General features: G+C 63.4%; 16 protein-coding genes and 1 pseudogene. 6 read left to right on the top strand and 11 right to left on the bottom strand.

The features are described from left to right. Positions 1-326: 326 nt before the first annotated feature. Together rpsI and rplM are read right to left on the bottom strand one after the other, a co-directional pair. On the bottom strand, positions 327-719 hold the full coding sequence (gene rpsI, locus AC0J42_RS25955) for a 30S ribosomal protein S9 (RefSeq protein ID WP_027976848.1): 393 nt from the start codon (positions 717-719) through the stop codon (positions 327-329). Between the two features lie 14 nt (positions 720-733). Beyond that, a complete protein-coding gene (rplM, locus tag AC0J42_RS25960; protein ID WP_158155250.1) occupies positions 734-1,162 on the bottom strand; it encodes a 50S ribosomal protein L13 in 429 nt (142 codons plus the stop codon). A gap of 248 nt (positions 1,163-1,410) precedes the next feature. Here rplM and AC0J42_RS25965 point away from each other — a divergent pair, with 248 nt between their 5' ends. Beyond that, a complete protein-coding gene (locus AC0J42_RS25965; RefSeq protein WP_416426852.1) occupies positions 1,411-2,451 on the top strand; it encodes an NADP(H)-dependent aldo-keto reductase in 1,041 nt (346 codons plus the stop codon). Between the two features lie 72 nt (positions 2,452-2,523). Here AC0J42_RS25965 and AC0J42_RS25970 read toward each other — a convergent pair whose 3' ends face one another. Further along, positions 2,524-3,663 (bottom strand): acyl-CoA dehydrogenase family protein, encoded by a 1,140-nt coding sequence (locus AC0J42_RS25970; protein ID WP_473004445.1) that lies wholly within the window; start codon positions 3,661-3,663, stop codon positions 2,524-2,526. 240 nt (positions 3,664-3,903) lie between these two features. On the opposite strand from AC0J42_RS25970, the gene AC0J42_RS25975 reads away from it, so the two are divergent. Next, positions 3,904-4,800, top strand: a complete 897-nt coding sequence (locus AC0J42_RS25975) for a GlxA family transcriptional regulator (protein WP_416427466.1) — start codon at positions 3,904-3,906, stop codon at positions 4,798-4,800. Between the two features lie 86 nt (positions 4,801-4,886). On the opposite strand, the gene zapE is transcribed toward AC0J42_RS25975, so the two are convergent. The 3 genes from zapE to AC0J42_RS25990 all read right to left on the bottom strand — a co-directional run bounded on the left by zapE (position 4,887) and on the right by AC0J42_RS25990 (position 8,076). After that, the gene (gene zapE / locus AC0J42_RS25980) at positions 4,887-5,981 is read right to left on the bottom strand and encodes a cell division protein ZapE (protein ID WP_416426854.1); all 1,095 of its coding nucleotides are present in this window, start codon (positions 5,979-5,981) and stop codon (positions 4,887-4,889) included. 85 nt (positions 5,982-6,066) lie between these two features. Next, entirely contained in the window at positions 6,067-7,416 is a 1,350-nt protein-coding gene (locus tag AC0J42_RS25985; protein WP_473004446.1) for a tryptophan--tRNA ligase, read from the bottom strand. Between the two features lie 24 nt (positions 7,417-7,440). After that, on the bottom strand, positions 7,441-8,076 hold the full coding sequence (locus AC0J42_RS25990; protein WP_473004447.1) for an alpha/beta hydrolase: 636 nt from the start codon (positions 8,074-8,076) through the stop codon (positions 7,441-7,443). Between the two features lie 138 nt (positions 8,077-8,214). Here AC0J42_RS25990 and AC0J42_RS25995 point away from each other — a divergent pair, with 138 nt between their 5' ends. The 3 genes and pseudogenes from AC0J42_RS25995 to AC0J42_RS26005 all read left to right on the top strand — a co-directional run bounded on the left by AC0J42_RS25995 (position 8,215) and on the right by AC0J42_RS26005 (position 9,555). Then, positions 8,215-8,649 (top strand): Z-ring associated ZapG family protein, encoded by a 435-nt coding sequence (locus AC0J42_RS25995; protein WP_416426856.1) that lies wholly within the window; start codon positions 8,215-8,217, stop codon positions 8,647-8,649. An 82-nt stretch (positions 8,650-8,731) separates the two neighbouring features. Continuing rightward, positions 8,732-9,091, top strand: a pseudogene (locus AC0J42_RS26000) (DoxX-like family protein); the annotation flags it as partial. Further along, positions 9,088-9,555, top strand: coding sequence for a DUF2269 family protein (locus AC0J42_RS26005; protein ID WP_416426858.1), 468 nt, complete (start codon positions 9,088-9,090; stop codon positions 9,553-9,555). The pseudogene AC0J42_RS26000 and the gene AC0J42_RS26005, both read left to right, overlap by 4 nt. Before the next feature lie 180 nt (positions 9,556-9,735). Here AC0J42_RS26005 and cysN read toward each other — a convergent pair whose 3' ends face one another. The 3 genes from cysN to AC0J42_RS26020 all read right to left on the bottom strand — a co-directional run bounded on the left by cysN (position 9,736) and on the right by AC0J42_RS26020 (position 13,473). Then, positions 9,736-11,637: a sulfate adenylyltransferase subunit CysN gene (gene cysN / locus AC0J42_RS26010; RefSeq protein ID WP_473004448.1), complete on the bottom strand. Its 1,902-nt coding sequence runs from the start codon at positions 11,635-11,637 to the stop codon at positions 9,736-9,738. A gap of 14 nt (positions 11,638-11,651) precedes the next feature. Then, positions 11,652-12,569, bottom strand: a complete 918-nt coding sequence (gene cysD / locus AC0J42_RS26015) for a sulfate adenylyltransferase subunit CysD (protein WP_008365348.1) — start codon at positions 12,567-12,569, stop codon at positions 11,652-11,654. Between the two features lie 145 nt (positions 12,570-12,714). Then, on the bottom strand, positions 12,715-13,473 hold the full coding sequence (locus AC0J42_RS26020) for a Nif3-like dinuclear metal center hexameric protein (protein WP_416426861.1): 759 nt from the start codon (positions 13,471-13,473) through the stop codon (positions 12,715-12,717). 115 nt (positions 13,474-13,588) lie between these two features. On the opposite strand from AC0J42_RS26020, the gene algW reads away from it, so the two are divergent. Continuing rightward, positions 13,589-14,752, top strand: a complete 1,164-nt coding sequence (gene algW / locus AC0J42_RS26025) for a Do family serine endopeptidase AlgW (RefSeq protein ID WP_416426862.1) — start codon at positions 13,589-13,591, stop codon at positions 14,750-14,752. A gap of 90 nt (positions 14,753-14,842) precedes the next feature. Here algW and hisC read toward each other — a convergent pair whose 3' ends face one another. Both hisC and hisD read right to left on the bottom strand, forming a co-directional pair. Next, positions 14,843-15,886 (bottom strand): histidinol-phosphate transaminase, encoded by a 1,044-nt coding sequence (hisC, locus tag AC0J42_RS26030; protein ID WP_473004450.1) that lies wholly within the window; start codon positions 15,884-15,886, stop codon positions 14,843-14,845. Positions 15,887-15,889: 3 nt separating this feature from the next. Further along, positions 15,890-17,218 carry a histidinol dehydrogenase gene (hisD, locus tag AC0J42_RS26035; protein WP_473004451.1) on the bottom strand — a complete coding sequence of 443 codons (1,329 nt, stop codon included), beginning with the start codon at positions 17,216-17,218 and terminating at the stop codon, positions 15,890-15,892. Positions 17,219-17,249: the final 31 nt, after the last annotated feature.

The following is a 17,249-nucleotide window of genomic DNA, read 5'->3' on the forward strand; positions in this document are numbered from 1 at the left end:
CTCTCCCATCAGCTTGGTGGCCTGTTGCAACAGGCATCTACATTGTTGGTTCCATCCAGCCAGGCCCGGTCAGCCTGAAAATCTGCCGAATGGTAGTTAAAAGCCCATACATAGACAAGGGAAATACCCGCGGCAAACGACTGCGCCCCCGGCCTTGCGCGGCGTGCGCAGGTGCAGCAAGCCGCTGCACAAAAACTTCGCACCCCACGTCACTCATCGTAGTCGCTGGCGAAGGCCCACGACTGTCACCGTAGTCTAGCCGACATAAAAAAAGCCCGGTTCCAAAGGAACCGGGCTTTTTTTGAACGGAGTCGCGAAGCTTTGAATTAACGCTTCGAGTACTGCGGACGCTTACGCGCTTTACGCAGACCGACTTTCTTACGTTCAACTTCACGAGCGTCACGAGTCACGTAGCCAGCTTTACGCAGGGCGCTACGCAGGGTCTCGTCGTATTGCATCAGTGCACGGGTGATACCGTGACGGATTGCACCGGCTTGACCGCTGACACCACCACCGATAACGGTGACGTAGATGTCGAACTTCTCGGTGGTCTCGGTCAGTTCCAGCGGCTGACGAACTACCATGCGGGCAGTTTCACGGCCGAAGAAAGTGTCCAAAGAACGGTTGTTGATGGAGATGTTGCCAGTACCCGGACGCAGGAAAACGCGTGCGGTAGCGGTCTTGCGACGGCCAGTGCCGTAATTTTGAGTCGCCGACATAATGAACTATTCCGTTAAATCTTCAGTTCTTGGGGCTGCTGAGCAGTATGAGGGTGAGCAGCGCCCGCATAGACTTTCAGCTTACGGTACATGTCGCGACCCAGCGGGTTCTTCGGCAGCATGCCTTTTACCGCGGTCTCGATCACGCGCTCAGGGGCTTTGGCGATCAGCTTCTGGAAGTTGATCGACTTGATGCCGCCCGGGAAACCGGAGTGGGAGTAGTACATTTTGTCAGTGGTCTTGGCGCCAGTGACACGAACCTGCTCAGCGTTGATGACGACGATGTAGTCACCGGTGTCAACGTGAGGGGTGTATTCTGGTTTGTGCTTGCCACGCAGACGGCTCGCGATCTCAGTAGCCAGACGACCCAGGGTCTGACCAGCAGCATCAACGACGAACCAGTCGCGTTTTACTGTTTCCGGTTTAGCAGTAAAAGTTTTCATTCTTTATAGCCTCGAAGGCCGTCCAGCAAAAAGAGACGGCAGATCTTACTGAATAGTGCGTACTTTGACAAGTCAAAGGCAGCCGGATACAGACGCTATCGGGGGCTCGGGTCAGCGCGTCCAATATACGGCAAGATTCTTCGGCGAGCGGCGCATCACTTCCACTGCAGAGAGAGGGGGCGAATTATCCAGATTGCGAAAAAAATATCAACCTGCTTTTATGATTCCTTTGCCTTGAGGAGACGCAGATGGATTATCGCCGACTGGGACGCACCGACATCAAGGTCAGCGCCCTGTGCCTGGGCACCATGACCTGGGGCGAGCAGAACACCGAGGCAGAGGGCTTCGCGCAGATCGAGCGGGCCAAGCAGGCGGGCATCAATTTCATCGACACGGCGGAAATGTACCCCGTGCCCCCCCGTCCGGAAACCTACGCGGCCACCGAAAAAGTCATTGGCAACTATTTCAAAAGCCGCGGTGATCGCGCCGACTGGGTGCTGGCCAGCAAGATCGCCGGCCCCGGCAACGGCATCGCGCACATCCGCGACGGCCAGCTGCGCCACAACCGCCAGCACATCGTGCAGGCCCTGGACGCCAGCCTCAAGCGCCTGCAGACCGACTGGATCGACCTGTACCAACTGCACTGGCCCGAGCGCAGCACCAACTTCTTCGGCAAGCTGGGCTACCAGCACACCCAGGACGAGCTGATCACGCCGCTGGAAGAAACCCTGGAAGCGCTGGACGAGCAGGTGAAGGCCGGCAAGATCCGCCACATCGGCCTGTCCAACGAAACGCCGTGGGGCACCATGAAGTTCCTGCAACTGGCCGAGAGCCGTGGCTGGCCGCGGGCTGTGTCGATCCAGAACCCCTACAACCTGCTCAACCGCAGCTTCGAGGTGGGCCTGGCGGAAGTCGCCATCCGCGAACAGTGCGGCCTGCTGGCCTATTCGCCGATGGCCTTCGGCATGCTCTCGGGCAAGTTCGAGAACGGCGCCAGGCCGGCCAACGCGCGCCTGACCCTGTTCAGCCGCTTCAGCCGCTATTCCAACCCGCAGAGCGTGGCTGCCTGCAGCCGCTACGTGGCGCTGGCTCGCGAACACGGCCTGGACCCGGCGCAGATGGCCCTGGCGTTCGTCACCCAGCAGCCGTTCGTGACCAGCAACATCATTGGCGCCACCTCGCTGGAGCAGCTGGACGCCAACATCGCCAGCTTCGACCTGAAGCTGAGCGACGCGGTGCTGGAAGGCATCGAGGCGATTCACAAGGACCAGCCCAACCCGGCGCCTTGATGGCCCTGACGCGGCCTGCGCCCGCTGCTACGAAGCCCGTAGCAGCGGGCGCAGGCCGCGTCCCCAGCCTCCTCAAATCACCGAACGGGCAATGATCTCCTTCATGATTTCATTGGTCCCGGCATAAATGCGCTGCACCCGCGCATCCGCCCACGCCCGGGCAATCGGGTATTCCCACATGAAGCCGTAGCCGCCGTGCAACTGCACGCACTCGTCGAGCACCTTGCACTGCAGGTCCGAGCCCCAGTACTTGGTCATCGCTGCCGTGGGCACGTCCAGCTCGCCCTTGAGGTGCAGCTCCAGGCAGCGGTCGATGAACACCCGGCCGATCTGCACTTCGGTGGCAATCTCCGCCAGCTTGAAGCGAGTGTTTTGGAAGTCGGTGATGGCCTTGCCGAACGCCTTGCGGTCGCGGGTGTAGTCCAGGGTCCATTGCAGCGCCGCCTCGGCCGAGGACACCGCGCCGATGGCCACGGTCAGGCGCTCCTGGGGCAGCTCCTGCATCAGGTAGGCGAAGCCCTGGCCAACCTGGCCCAGCAGGTTGTCCTTGGGAATGCGCACGTTGTGGAAGAACAGCTCGGAGGTGTCCTGGGCCTTCATGCCCACCTTCTCCAGGCGCTTGCCCTTGTCGAAGCCCGGGGTGCCCGCCTCCACCACGAACAGGCTGGTGCCCTTGGCGCCGGCCTTGGGGTCGGTCTTGGCCACCACTATGACCAGGTCGGCGAGGAAGCCGTTGGTGATGAACGTCTTGGAGCCGTTGATCACGTACTCGTCGCCGTCCAGCACCGCCGTGGTCTTCACCCCTTGCAGGTCGGAACCGGCGCCCGGCTCGGTCATGGCAATGGCGCTCACCAACTCGCCGCTGACCAGGCGCGGCAGGTATTTGTGCTTCAGGGTCTCGCTGCCGTAGTGAAGGATATAGGGCGCGACGATGTCGGAATGCAGCGAGAAGCCAATGCCGCTCAGGCCCAGGCGGCTGATCTCTTCGATCACCACTGCGCTGTAGAGAAAGTCGGCGCCCATGCCGCCGTATTCCTCGGGGATGTGCGAGCACAACAGCCCCGCATCGCCGGCCTTGTTCCACAACTGGCGGTCGATGTGGCCCTGTTTTTCCCACTGGGCGTGAAAGGGCGCGGCTTCTTTCTCGAAGAACTTGCGCACGCTGGTGCGAAACAGTTCGTGGTCGGAGCTGAACACTGTCCTAGGAATCATCCTACACCTCTCGCTGAGCAATCCATGGTAGATAGCTGAGACTAAGCGCGGCGGCATGTATCGGCACTGGACACAAACGCCAAAAAATAAGACGATCCAGCCGCTTATTGACCACTATCCCTTATAAGAATAATGAACATGATGTTTACCCCGAATACCCCGTCCCTGCGGCGCGTGAGCATTCTGGCCATCGACAAGGTGTTCGCCTCGACGCTGATGCATGCCAAGGATTTTTTCCACCTGGCCGGCCTGCGCCATGGCAAACAGATGGGCCAGGGCCTGACGTCGCTGTTCGAAACCCGCCTGATCAGCCCCGACGGCCAACCCGTGATTACCTTCAGCGGCGTACAGGTGCCCGTGGACGGCACCCTGGAAGACGCCGACATCATCGTGCTACCCGCCTTCTGGGATGACTTCGACGCCCTGTGCCTGCGCTACCCGCAGGTGCTGCCGTGGCTGCGCGCCCAGCACGCCCGTGGCGCGGTGCTGTGCGGCGAGGCCAGCGGCGTGTTCTGGCTGGCCGAGGCCGGCCTGCTGGACGGCAAGGAGGCCACCACCTACTGGCGCTTCTTCGGCCAGTTCGCCGAGCGCTTCCCCCAGGTGATGCTCAACCAGGACAAGCACCTCACCGACGCCGACAACCTGTACTGCGCCGCCGGCACCACATCGGCCTGCGACCTGTACATTTATTTGATAGAGCGCTTCTGCGGCGCCAGCGTCGCCCAGGCGGTGTCGCGCGACATCCTCTACGAGGTGCAGCGCAACTACACACCGGGGCGCATGGGTTTTGGCGGGCAGAAACTGCACCAGGACCTGATCATTCTGCAGATCCAGCAGTGGCTGGAGGAGCACTTCGCCGACAAGTTCCGCTTCGAGGACGTGGCGCGCGAGCATGGCATGAGCATCCGCAACTTCATGCGCAGGTTCCAGAACGCCACGGGCGACAAGCCGCTGCACTACCTGCAGCGGCTGCGCATCGAAACGGCTAAGGGTTTGCTGTCGGGCTCGCGCAAGAGCATCAAGACCATCAGCTATGAGGTGGGCTACGACGACGCGAGCTTCTTCGCCCGCCTGTTCCGCCAGCACACGGCGCTGTCGCCGAACCAGTACCGGCAGCAGTTCCTGCAAGAAGCCTGACCCGCCCGTAGCAGCGGCCGTCAGGCCGCGTCCAGCCGTTGCACAAAGGTGTTGCCGGACGCGGCCTGACGGCCGCTGCTACGGGGTCAAGGCTTGTGTGCGCGCGACAGGAATTCGTGCGACTGCATTTCCAGCAGGCGGCTGAGGGTGCGCTGGAACTCGAACATCAGGCGGCCGCCGGTGTACAGGTCCTTCAGCTCGACTTCGGCCGAGATGATCAGCTTCACGTTGCGGTCGTAGAACTCGTCGACCATGTTGATGAAGCGCCGGGCGATGTCGTCGGTGGCCACGCCCATCTGCTCCACGCCGCTGAGCAGCACGGCATGGAAGATCTTGCCCAGTTCGATGTAGTCGTTCTGGCTACGCGGGCCGTCGCACAGTTCGCGGAAGTCGAACCAGGCCACGTCGTCACAGGTCTTGAGCGCGCGAATCTCGCGGTTCTCGATCATCAACACGTCGTTTTCCACCGCCGCGGTGCATTCCGGGGTCAGCGCCTTGAAGCTCTTGCGCAGGCTTTCCGCCGCCGCCTCGTTGAGCGGGTAGTGGAACAGCTCGGCTTGCTCCAGGTGGCGCAGGCGGTAGTCCACGCCGCTGTCGACGTTGACGATCTCGGTGTTCTGCTTGATCAGGGCGATGGCCGGCAGGAAGCGCGCGCGCTGCAGGCCGTCCTTGTACAGGCCGTCCGGGACGATGTTGGACGTGGCCACCAGGGTCACGCCGTTCTTGAACAGCTCTTCCATCAGCGTGCCGAGGATCATGGCGTCGGTAATGTCAGAGACGAAGAATTCGTCGAAGCAGATGACCCGGGCTTCGTCGGAGAAGCGCTTGGCGATCACCGTCAGCGGGTTTTTCTCACCCTTGAGGGTGCGCATTTCTTCGTGCACGCGCTTCATGAAGCGGTGGAAGTGGGTACGCACCTTTTCCTTGAACGGCAGCGCCTCGAAGAAGGTGTCCACCAGGTAGGTCTTGCCCCGCCCTACGCCGCCCCAGAAGTACAGGCCCTTGACCAGGGTCGGCTCTTTCTTGCCGAACAGCTTGCCGAACAGGCCCGGCTTGCTGTCATGCGCCGCGATCAGGTCGTCGTACAGACGCTGCAGGTGACGCACCGCGGTTTCCTGCGCAGCATCATGGAAGAACTCGGGGCGTTTGAGGTCAGCTTGATATCGTTCTAGAGGCGTCATATTCGTTAGCAGGGCAACAAAAACGGGCCGTCACTGTAACGACGACCCCGGGTTATGGCAATTAGACTTGCGACAGTTGGTCGCATTAGTCCTGTTGGGGCTGCAAGGCCACGCGCAGGGCCTCTACCGCGGCATCACGGGCAGCGCTGTCGGCGAAGGCGGGGCTGTCGCCCACGCAGGCGTCATCCAGCCACAGGGTGAAGCCATTGCCTTCGCTGCGCACGTCCAGCGCCGCACCGCTTTGCAGCTGCTTGCTGACCTGGCCGGCGGCCTTGCCGTCGGCGAAGTTGCGCGACAGCAGCAGTTGCTCGCCATCGGCGCCCAGCAGGCGGAAGCGGAAGCTACCGTCCTCGTCGCGGAAGCTGACGAAGCGCGCGGCCTTGGCGGCCTTCTTTTTGGTGGCAGTGGCGACCTGCGCCTGCTCGCGGAACGAACGCAGGCCCACGGCTTCGCGCAGTTCACCAAGGAACGGCGTGGCCACCTTGCGGGCCTTGGCGGCGCCGGCCAGCAGGATGTCTTCCAGGTCGGCCGGGCGGGCGATGAACTGGTGGTATTTCTCGCGGGCTTCGCCCAGTTCGTTGTCCAGCAGGGTGAACAGGCGGCTCTTGGCCTCGCCCCAGCCCAGGCCCTGCAGCAGTTCTTCGCGGAACTCGGCCTGTTGCGCCGGGGTGGCGAAGGCCTGGTACAGGGTGAACAGGTGGGAATTGTCCGGATCCTTGGCCTCGCCCGGCGCACGGGAGTCGGTGACGATGCGCGAGATGGCGTCCTTCATGTCCTTGGCGCTGGTGAACAACGGGATGGTGTTGTCGTAGCTCTTGGACATCTTGCGCCCGTCCAGGCCCGGCAAGGTGGCCACGCTTTCCTCGATCAGCGCCTCGGGCATCACGAAGTACTCGCGGCCCTGGCCGAACAGGTGGTTGAAGCGCTGGCCGATGTCACGGGCCATTTCCACGTGCTGGATCTGGTCACGACCCACCGGCACCTGGTGGGCGTTGAACATCAGGATGTCGGCGGCCATCAGCACCGGGTAGCTGAACAGGCCCATGGTGATGCCGGCGTCCGGGTCTTCGCCGGCTTCCACGTTCTTGTCCACCGAGGCCTTGTAGGCGTGGGCGCGGTTGAGCAGGCCCTTGCCGGCCACGCAGGTCAGCAGCCAGGTCAGCTCGGGGATCTCGGGAATATCGGACTGGCGGTAGAAGGTCACACGGTCCACGTCCAGGCCGGAAGCCAGCCAGGTGGCGGCGATTTCCAGGCGCGAGCGCTGGATGCGCAGCGGGTCGTCGCACTTGATCAGCGCGTGGTAGTCGGCCAGGAAGTAGAACGAATCGGCATCGCTCTGGCGGCTGGCGACGATGGCCGGGCGGATGGCACCGGCGTAGTTGCCCAGGTGCGGCGTGCCAGTGGTGGTGATACCGGTCAGGATACGTGTGGTCATGGGCTAATTCTTGTCTGTCTGCAATCAGTTCGAAAGGCGTGGCAGGACCAGATCTTTCAGGTCGGTCAGCTTGCCATGAAAAAAGTGTCCGCATTCTGCCACTTTCAGCAGCTCATGGGGACGTTGCAGCTGCTCGGACCAGGCATACACCAGGGCCGGGTCCACCACTTCGTCGGTTTCGGGCTGGATCACGGTCAACGTGCCGCCCAACGGCAGGCTATGCTCCGGCGTCAGGCGCATCACTGCCGGCGCCACCATGAACAGGCGCTGCACGCTCTGCCCCGCCCCTTCCAGGCGCCCACCCAGGCCGGCGGCCACGAAACCGCCGAAGGAGAAGCCCAGCAGCGTCAGCGGCAGCTCGGGGTGCTGGCTGCGCAACCAGGCGGCGGCGGCCTGGGCGTCATCGATTTCGCCGTTGCCCATGTCGTGGCTGCCGGCGCTGGCGCCCACGCCACGGTAATTGAAACGCAAGGTAACAAAGCCAGCGTCACGCGCCGTGCGCTGCAGGGTCGAGATGACCTTGTTGAGCATGGTGCCACCCTGCACCGGGTTGGGGTGGCAGATCAGCGCAATGCCGCGCGCGTCGGGGGTGTCCAGGTACAGCGCCTCGAGCTGGCCCTGCGGGCCATCGATGAAAACGGGGGTTTCGCGGATCAGCAAGGGTACACTCCGTGACCTCGAAAGGGGTCGACTCGTCTAGTCGAAGGATTCTGTCTGAAATATTTGCGATTGCTCGCGGTATACAGCGCAGGTTAGAGCCGTTAACGTAAAGCAAAGCCGTTTATAGAGGAAGGACTCGTGGAACACTCGCTCTTAGTTTGGTTGTTGCCGACAATCGCCCTCGTCGTGGGTGTCGTGATTGGCCTGGTCGTCGCCCGCCTCGTGCCCAATGCCGCTCCCAGCAGCACTCAGCGCCAGCTGGACGAGATCCAGGAACGCTTCGACAGCTACCAGAATGACGTGGTCACCCACTTCAACACAACGGCTTCGCTGGTCAAGAAAATGACCCAGAGCTATCAGGAAGTGCAGGAGCATCTCGCCGAGGGCGCCAACCAGCTGGCCCTGGACGAACTGACCCGCCAACGCCTGCTGGCGGCCCTGCACGCTGAAAGTGCCGGCCCCCGCGAACGCCTCACCCCACCGCGCGACGCCGAGCCGCCCCGCGACTACGCGCCCAAGGCGCCTAACTCGCCCGGCATGCTGGACGAGCAGTACGGGCTCAAGCGCAAGTAAGCGCCCGTGTCATTGAAAAAGGAGCCTGTTGGCTCCTTTTTTGTATCCTGCAAGGACAGCTTTCGTGAAACATACCGACTGGCTGCGCCCTGCCCTGCTGGGCACCCTGGTGTTTCTCTGGCTATGGACTGCCGCCGTCTGCCTGGGCCCCGGCTTTGACTGGGGCCTGAAGATCATGGCCGAAGCCGGCGTGCAGGGCTGGCTGGCGAGCCTGGCGGTGATTGGCGGCGCGCTCTGTGATGCCGCGCTCGGGCTGGCCCTGCTGTTCAAGCGCTGGCGGCGCAAGGCGTTGTTGGCGCAGTTGCTGCTGATGATCGCCTACACCCTGTTCATCAGCGTGGTGCTGCCCCATTACTGGTTCGATCCCTATGGGGGCGTGGCGAAGAACCTGGTGCTGATGATCGTGACCTTGTGGCTGCATGGCCAGGAGGCCGTTCGATGAGCCTGTACCTGACGCTCAAGACCCTGCACATTCTGTCGTCCACGCTGCTGTTCGGCACCGGGCTGGGCTCGGCGTATTACGCCATGCGTGCGTGGCGCACGGGTGACGTGGCGGTGATCCGCGCCACCTTCCGCCACCTGGTGTTCGCCGATTGGGCCTTCACGGCCACCACGGCGGTGTTCCAGCCGCTGAGCGGCCTGGGGCTGGCGCATTTGGCGGGATGGCCGCTGGCGAGCCCGTGGCTGCTGTGGAGCCTGGGTTTGTATGTGTTCGCCGGGGTGTGTTGGCTGCCGGTGGTGTGGTTGCAGATTCGCGTGCATCGGCTGGCGGAGCAGGCCGTGGCGCAAGGCACAGGCATGCCGCTAGTGGCCAGGCGCTACATGGCATGGTGGTTTGGCCTGGGGTGGCCGGCGTTCCTGGCGTTTATCGCGATTTTTTATTTGATGGTAGGCAAAGGCGCGTAACCCCGTAGCAGCTGCCGCCAGACTGCGTCGGGGCCCAACGCGTTGTACCTGGTGTACTGCGGTGCCTGGGACGCGGCCTGCGGCCGCTGCTACGGGATTATTCGGCGATAATGCGAACAGCACTTATGAAAAAGCCCGCGACTCTTGCGAGGCGCGGGCTTTTTCATACAGCGGTGGGGCTTAGATCGCGCCGCGCGAACGCAGCAGCTCCAGCACCTGCTTCACGCCTTCTTCCAGCGAAACGCTCTGGGTGTCGACCACCAGGTCAGCGTTCAACGGCACATCGTACGGGAAGGACTCACCCGGGATGTTGTCGCCATCGGCAGCGTACAGGCCTTGCGGGTCGCGCTCGCGGCACGCCTGTGGCGACGCCTGCACGTAGACGGTCAGCAGGCGGTCGGCGCCAATCAGCGCCTTGGCCTGTTCGCGGCCTTCGGCATCCGGCGCCACGAAGGCGGCCAGGGTCAGCAGGCCGGCTTCGTTGAACTGGCGCGCCACGTGGGCGGCACGACGCCAGTTCTCGGTACGCCCGGCGCGGTCCTGCGGCAGGCCCTTGTTCAGGTCGTGACGCAGGTTCTGGCCGTCCAGCACGAACACCGCGCGGCCCATGTCGAACAGCTTGCGCTCCACGGCGTAGGCCAGGGTGCTCTTGCCGGCGCCCGACAGGCCGCTGAACAGCACGGTGGCCGGCTTCTGGCCGAAGCGCAGGGCGCGCTCCTCGGTGGCCACGTGGGCCAGCTTGCCGTGATGGCCCGCCGCGCCGTGCGGTACCACTGGCGGGGCGATGATCATGCCGGCGCCGACGGTGCCGTTGGTCAGGCGGTCGATGACGATGAACGCACCGGTGGTGCGGTTGCTGTCATAGCCGTCCAGTGCGATCGAGCTGTCCAGCGCGACCTTCACGCGGCCGATCTCGTTCAGGGCCAGCGCGCTGCCCGGGCCTTCGGCCAGGGTGTTGACGTCGACCTTGTGGACGATGCTGGCAATGCTGCCCGGCACGTAGCTGGTGGCACGCTTGATGTCGTATTTCTTGCCCGGCAGCATCGGTTCTTCAGCCATCCACACCAGCATGGCGTCGAAGCTGTCAGTCACCGTTGGCACGTTGTCGGCATGCACCAGCAGGTCGCCACGGGAGATGTCGATCTCGTCTTCCATGGTCAGGGTCACGGCCTGGCCTGGGCCAGCCTGTTCCAGCTCACCTTCGAAGGTGACGATGGACTTGACCCGGCTGCTCTTGCCCGACGGCAGCACCACGACTTCGTCGCCCTTGTGCACGACGCCGCTGGCCAGGGTGCCGGCGAAGCCGCGGAAGTTCAGGTTCGGACGGTTGACGTACTGCACCGGGAAGCGCAGGTCGGTCAGGTTGCGGTCGCCCGAGACTTCCACGGTTTCGAGGATTTCCATCAGCGACTGGCCGGTGTACCACGGCGAGCGCTCGCTGCGGTTCACCACGTTGTCGCCCTTGAGGGCCGACATCGGCACGAAGTGCAGGCTGCTCGGCTTCAGGGCGATACCTTCGGCGAACTTCAGGTAATCGGCCTTGATCTCCTCGAACACGCCTTCGTCGAAGCCCTTCAGGTCCATCTTGTTGATGGCAACCACGATGTGCTTGATGCCCAGCAGCGAGGCAATGTAGCTGTGGCGACGGGTTTGGGTCTGCACGCCGTAGCGAGCGTCGACCAGAATGATCGCCAGGTCACAGGTGGAGGCACCGGTGGCCATGTTGCGGGTGTACTGCTCGTGGCCCGGGGTGTCGGCGATGATGAACTTGCGCTTGGCGGTCGAGAAATAGCGGTAGGCCACGTCGATGGTGATGCCTTGCTCGCGCTCGGCCTGCAGGCCGTCCACCAGCAGCGCCAGGTCAATGTCGTCACCGGTAGTGCCGACTTTCTTCGAGTCACGGGTAATGGCTTCCAGGTGATCTTCGTAGATCATCTTGGAGTCGTGCAGCAGGCGCCCGATCAGGGTGCTCTTGCCGTCGTCGACGTTGCCACAGGTCAGGAAGCGCAACAGCTCCTTGCGCTCGTGCTGGCCCAGGTAGGCGAGGATGTCCTCGCTGATCAAATCGGATTGATGCGACATGGTTCGACCCTAACTTAGAAATAGCCCTGACGTTTCTTGTCTTCCATCGAACCGGCGCCATCATGGTCGATGACCCGGCCCTGGCGCTCGGAAGTTCGCGTCAGGAGCATTTCCTGAATGATGTCGGTCAGGCTCTCGGCCTCCGACTCCACCGCGCCCGTCAACGGGTAGCAGCCAAGGGTACGGAAACGCACTTTCTTCTTGACGATCTGCGCCTTCTCTTCCTCGCTGAGGTGCTCGAGGATGCGATCGTCGTCGATCATGATCAAGGTGCCGTTCTTCTCGATCACTTCGCGCTCGGCGGCGAAGTACAGCGGCACGATCGGGATACCTTCCAGGTAGATGTACTGCCAGATATCCAGCTCGGTCCAGTTCGACAGGGGGAACACGCGAATGGACTCGCCCTTGTTGACCTTGCCGTTGTACACGTTCCACAGCTCGGGGCGCTGGTTCTTCGGGTCCCAGCGGTGCTTGCTGTCACGGAACGAATAGACACGTTCCTTGGCCCGCGACTTCTCTTCGTCGCGGCGCGCGCCACCGAAGGCGGCGTCGAAGCCGTACTTGTCCAGCGCCTGCTTGAGGCCCTGGGTCTTCATGATGTCGGTGTGCTTGGAGCTGCCGTGGGTGAAGGGGTTGATGCCCTGCGCCACGCCTTCGGGGTTCACGTGCACCAGCAGGTCCAGGCCCAGTTCTTCAACCATGCGGTCGCGGAACTTGTACATCTCCTGGAACTTCCACTGGGTGTCCACGTGCATCACGGGGAACGGCAGCTTGCCGGGGAAGAACGCCTTGCGTGCCAGGTGCAGCATCACGGCGGAGTCTTTGCCGATGGAATAGAGCATCACCGGGTTATCGAACTCGGCGGCCACCTCACGGATGATGTGGATGCTCTCCGCCTCCAACTGTTTCAAATGCGTCAGTTTGTCGACCATGGCTACTCACGGGGATTACATTCGTTATGGACGGCCTGCGGGCCGTGTTCGAGCCGCCCACTCTAGCACAGCGGCATCTTCTATCTAATTGGGTGGTTAGAACGAAGCAGTATAAGAATATGCCTGGGAGTTTGGGCCCTCCCCATCAGATGGGATTGGGGATGTCGATGAAGATATGCTCCAACGCGAAGCGCCGCGCCAGGTAGTCGCCCAGCGCCTGCACGCCGTAGCGCTCGGTGGCGTGGTGGCCGGCGGCAATGAAGCTTACGTCGTTTTCCCGCGCGCTGTGGAAGGTCTGCTCGCTGGCCTCGCCGCTGATGAACAGGTCGACGCCGGCGGCGATGGCCTGGTCGATGTAGCCCTGGCCGCCGCCGGTGCACCAGCCGACGCGGCGGATCATGTCGCTGCCTTCGATCACCAGCGGCTCGCGGCCCATGACTTCCTGCACCCGGCGGGCGAAATCACGGGCGGTCATGGGCTCGGCCAGCGAGCCTACCAGGCCCACTACCCGGGCGTTGTCCGGGTCCAGCGGGCCTTCCACGGTAATGTCCAACTGGCGGGCCAACTGCACGTTGTTGCCCACGTCGGGGTGCAGGTCCAGCGGCAGGTGGTAGGCCAGCAGGCTGATGTCATGCTTGAGCAGCGTCTTCAGCCGGCGCTGCTTCATGCCCACCACGCAGGGGTTCTCGCCCTTCCAGAAATAGCCGTGGTGCACCAGCACCAGGTCGGCCTGGGCCTCCACCGCCGCGTCCAGCAAGGCCTGGCTGGCAGTGACGCCGCTGACGATGCGCATCACCTGCGGGCGCCCTTCCACCTGCAGGCCGTTGGGGCAGTAATCCTGGATTTTCGCGCTGTTGAGGTAACGGTCGGCTTCTTCGACCAGGGTGCTCAGGGCAACAGCCATAAAAGACTCCTAAATAGCAGTTCAGAGCGGCTAAAGCACTCGTATAATGGCGCCCATTATGAGCCACCCAGGCGGGTTTGGCTCACGCTCCGTGCAAACTCCCAGGATCCGTTAAATGTTCAAGGCACTGCGTTATTTTGGCTGGCCGCTGCTGACTGGTTTACTCATCGCATTGCTGATCATCCAGCGCTTCCCGCAACTGGTCGGGTTGCCAAGCCAGGACGTCAACCTGCAGCAAGTGGCCCAGACCTCCTCCAGCGTGGTCCAGGGCCCGGTCACCTACGCTGACGCGGTGGTGCTCGCCGCCCCGGCGGTGGTCAACCTGTACACCACCAAGGTGGTCAACAAGACCAACCACCCGCTGTTCGAAGACCCGCAGTTCCGCCGCTTCTTCGGCGACAACCTGCCCAAGCAGAAGCGCATGGAATCGAGCCTGGGTTCGGGCGTGATCATGAGCCCCGAAGGCTACCTGTTGACCAACAACCACGTGGTCACCGGCGCCGACCAGATCGTCGTGGCGCTCAAGGACGGCCGCGAGACCCTGGCCCACGTCATCGGCAGCGACCCGGAGACCGACCTGGCGGTGCTGAAGATCGACCTCAAGAACCTGCCGTCGATCACCATCGGCCGCTCCGACAACATCCGCATTGGCGACGTGGCCCTGGCCATCGGCAACCCGTTCGGCGTCGGCCAGACCGTGACCATGGGCATCATCAGCGCCACCGGCCGCAACCAACTGGGCCTGAACACCTATGAGGACTTCATCCAGACCGACGCCGCCATCAACCCCGGCAACTCCGGCGGCGCGCTGGTGGACGCCAACGGCAACCTGACCGGCATCAACACCGCCATCTTCTCCAAGTCCGGCGGCTCCCAGGGCATCGGCTTCGCCATCCCGATCAAGCTGGCGCTGGAGGTGATGAAGTCGATCATCGAGCACGGCCAGGTCATCCGCGGCTGGCTGGGCATCGAAGTGCAGCCGCTGACCCAGGAACTGGCCGACTCCTTTGGCCTGAAAGACCGCCCAGGCATCGTCGTCGCCGGCATCTTCCGCGACGGCCCGGCGCAGAAGGCCGGCCTGCAGTTGGGTGACGTGATCCTGAGCATCGACGGCCAGCCTGCCGGTGACGGGCGCAAGTCCATGAACCAGGTGGCACGCACCAAGCCCAATGACAAGATCAGCATCCAGATCATGCGCAACGGCAAGGAAATGAAGCTCACCGCCGAAGTGGGCCTGCGGCCGCCGCCGGCGCCGAGCGCCACCGAAGAAGTGCAGTAACGAAAAAGCCCGCGCAAGCGGGCTTTTTCATGGAGTGCCGTTACGCAAGCTCCGTAGCAGCGGCCGCCTGGCCGCGTCAGGGCCGCCCCGTCACAGCGCGTCCAGCAGCGCCTGGTTCTGCGCAGGCGTGCCGATGCTGACGCGCAGGAACTGGGCGATGCGCTGTTGCTTGAAGTGGCGCACGATCACGCCCTTCTCGCGCACCTTGGCAGCGATGGCTGCGGCGTCCTGTTGCGGGTGGCGGGCAAAGATGAAGTTCGCCGCCGACGGCAGCACTTCGAAACCACGCTGTTCCAGTTCAGCCACCAGCTTCTCGCGGCTGTCGATCACCAGCTTGCAGGTGTGCTCGAAGTACTCGCGGTCCTTGAACGACGCGGCACCACCGACGATGGCGAGGCGGTCCAGCGGGTAGGAGTTGAAGCTGTTCTTGACCCGCTCCAGTGCCTCGATCAGGTCCGGGTGGCCTACGGCCAGGCCCACGCGCAGCCCGGCCAGGGAGCGCGACTTGGACAGGGTCTGGGTGACCAGCAGGTTGGGGTAGCGGTTGACCAGGCCGATGGCCGTCTCGCCGCCGAAGTCGATGTAGGCTTCATCGACCACCACCACCGAGTCCGGGCTGCCTTTCACCAGCTGCTCCACCGCGTCCAGCGCCAGCAGGCAACCGGTAGGGGCGTTGGGGTTGGGGAAGATGATGCCGCCGTTGGGGCGGGCGTAGTCTTCGACGCGGATCTGGAACTGCTCGTCCAGCGGCACCTGCACGAAGTCGATGCCGTAGAGGCCGCAGTACACTGGGTAGAAGCTGTAGCTGATGTCCGGGAACAGCAGCGGCGCGTCGTGCTGGAACAGGCCGTGGAAGATGTGCGCCAGCACCTCGTCCGAGCCGTTGCCCAGGAACACCTGGTTGGGCTGCACGCCGTAGAACTCGCACACCGCCTGCTTGAGCAGGTCGCTGTTGGGATCCGGGTACAGGCGCAGGCTGTCACCCAGCTCGGCGCGCATGGCTTCGATCGCCTTGGGCGACGGGCCGTAGGGGTTTTCGTTGGTGTTGAGCTTCACCAGGTTGGCGACCTTGGGCTGCTCGCCCGGCACGTAGGGCACCAGTTCCTTGACGAAGGGGCTCCAGAATTTGCTCATGTCTCAGTTCCCTTGCTTGTCGTCGGCGAGAATGCGGTATTCGGCGCTGCGGGCGTGGGCGCTCAGCGACTCGCCGCGGGCCAGGATGGAAGCGGTCTTGCCCAGTTCGGACGCACCTTGCTGCGAGCAGAAGATGATCGACGAGCGCTTCTGGAAGTCATACACGCCCAGCGGCGAAGAGAACCGCGCAGTGCCCGAGGTAGGCAACACGTGGTTGGGGCCGGCGCAGTAGTCGCCCAGCGCTTCGCTGGTGTGGCGGCCCATGAAGATCGCGCCGGCGTGGCGGATCTGCGGCAGCCAGGCCTGGGGGTCGGCTACCGACAGTTCCAGGTGTTCCGGGGCAATGCGGTTGGCGACTTCGATGGCCTGCTGCATGTCCGCCACCTTGATCAGCGCGCCACGGCCGTTGATCGAGGTATTGATGATCTCGGCGCGATCCATGGTCGGCAGCAGTTTGTCGATGCTGGCGGCCACTTTGTCGAGGAACTCGGCGTCGGGGCTGACCAGGATGGCCTGGGCGTCTTCGTCGTGCTCGGCCTGGGAGAACAGGTCCATGGCGATCCAGTCCGGGTCGGTCTGGCCGTCGCACACCACGAGGATCTCGGACGGGCCGGCGATCATGTCGATACCGACCTGGCCGAACACGTGACGCTTGGCGGTGGCTACGTAGATGTTGCCCGGCCCTACTACCTTGTCCACCTGCGGCACGCTTTCGGTGCCGTAAGCCAGCGCGGCCACGGCCTGGGCACCGCCGATGGTGAACACACGGTCGACGCCGGCGATGCAGGCGGCGGCCAGCACCAGCTCGTTCACTTCACCGCGCGGGGTCGGCACCACCATGACCACTTCGGTCACGCCGGCCACCTTGGCGGGAATGGCGTTCATCAGCACGGACGATGGGTACGACGCCTTACCGCCCGGCACGTACAGGCCGGCGCGGTCCAGCGGCGTGACCTTCTGGCCCAGCACGGTACCGTCGGCCTCGGTGTAGCTCCAGGAATCCTGCTTCTGCTTCTCGTGGTAGCTGCGCACGCGGGCGGCGGCGGTTTCCAGGGCCTGGCGCTGCTCGGGGGTAATGCGCGTCAGGGCCAGTTCCAGGCGCTCGCGGCCCAGGATCAGCTCGGCCATGGAAGCCACTTCCAGGCCGTCGAAGCGCTGGGTGAACTCCACCAGCGCCGCGTCGCCGCGCTCGCGCACGGCCTTGATGATATCGAGCACGCGCTGGTTGACCGAATCGTCGGACACGCTTTCCCAGCTCAGCAGATGATCCAGATGGCGCGCGAAGTCCGGATCAGTGGCGTCGAGTCGGCGGATTGCAGTGGACGTGGTCATAGCGGGCCTCAATAGTTGGCGAATGCTGAAA

It is taken from the genome of Pseudomonas sp. Tav-5-1A (assembly GCF_055755055.1).

Excerpts from the sequence above, each read along its gene's own strand:
- cysD (WP_008365348.1), bottom strand. The coding sequence starts at position 12,569 with ATGGTCGACAAACTGACGCATTTGAAACAGTTGGAGGCGGAGAGCATC.
- AC0J42_RS26020 (WP_416426861.1), bottom strand. The coding sequence starts at position 13,473 with ATGGCTGTTGCCCTGAGCACCCTGGTCGAAGAAGCCGACCGTTACCTC.
- rplM (WP_158155250.1), bottom strand. The coding sequence starts at position 1,162 with ATGAAAACTTTTACTGCTAAACCGGAAACAGTAAAACGCGACTGGTTC.
- AC0J42_RS25965 (WP_416426852.1), top strand. The coding sequence starts at position 1,411 with ATGGATTATCGCCGACTGGGACGCACCGACATCAAGGTCAGCGCCCTG.
- algW (WP_416426862.1), top strand. The coding sequence starts at position 13,589 with ATGTTCAAGGCACTGCGTTATTTTGGCTGGCCGCTGCTGACTGGTTTA.
- AC0J42_RS25985 (WP_473004446.1), bottom strand. The coding sequence starts at position 7,416 with ATGACCACACGTATCCTGACCGGTATCACCACCACTGGCACGCCGCAC.
- rpsI (WP_027976848.1), bottom strand. The coding sequence starts at position 719 with ATGTCGGCGACTCAAAATTACGGCACTGGCCGTCGCAAGACCGCTACC.
- AC0J42_RS26005 (WP_416426858.1), top strand. The coding sequence starts at position 9,088 with ATGAGCCTGTACCTGACGCTCAAGACCCTGCACATTCTGTCGTCCACG.
- hisD (WP_473004451.1), bottom strand. The coding sequence starts at position 17,218 with ATGACCACGTCCACTGCAATCCGCCGACTCGACGCCACTGATCCGGAC.
- cysN (WP_473004448.1), bottom strand. The coding sequence starts at position 11,637 with ATGTCGCATCAATCCGATTTGATCAGCGAGGACATCCTCGCCTACCTG.
- zapE (WP_416426854.1), bottom strand. The coding sequence starts at position 5,981 with ATGACGCCTCTAGAACGATATCAAGCTGACCTCAAACGCCCCGAGTTC.
- hisC (WP_473004450.1), bottom strand. The coding sequence starts at position 15,886 with ATGAGCAAATTCTGGAGCCCCTTCGTCAAGGAACTGGTGCCCTACGTG.
- AC0J42_RS25970 (WP_473004445.1), bottom strand. The coding sequence starts at position 3,663 with ATGATTCCTAGGACAGTGTTCAGCTCCGACCACGAACTGTTTCGCACC.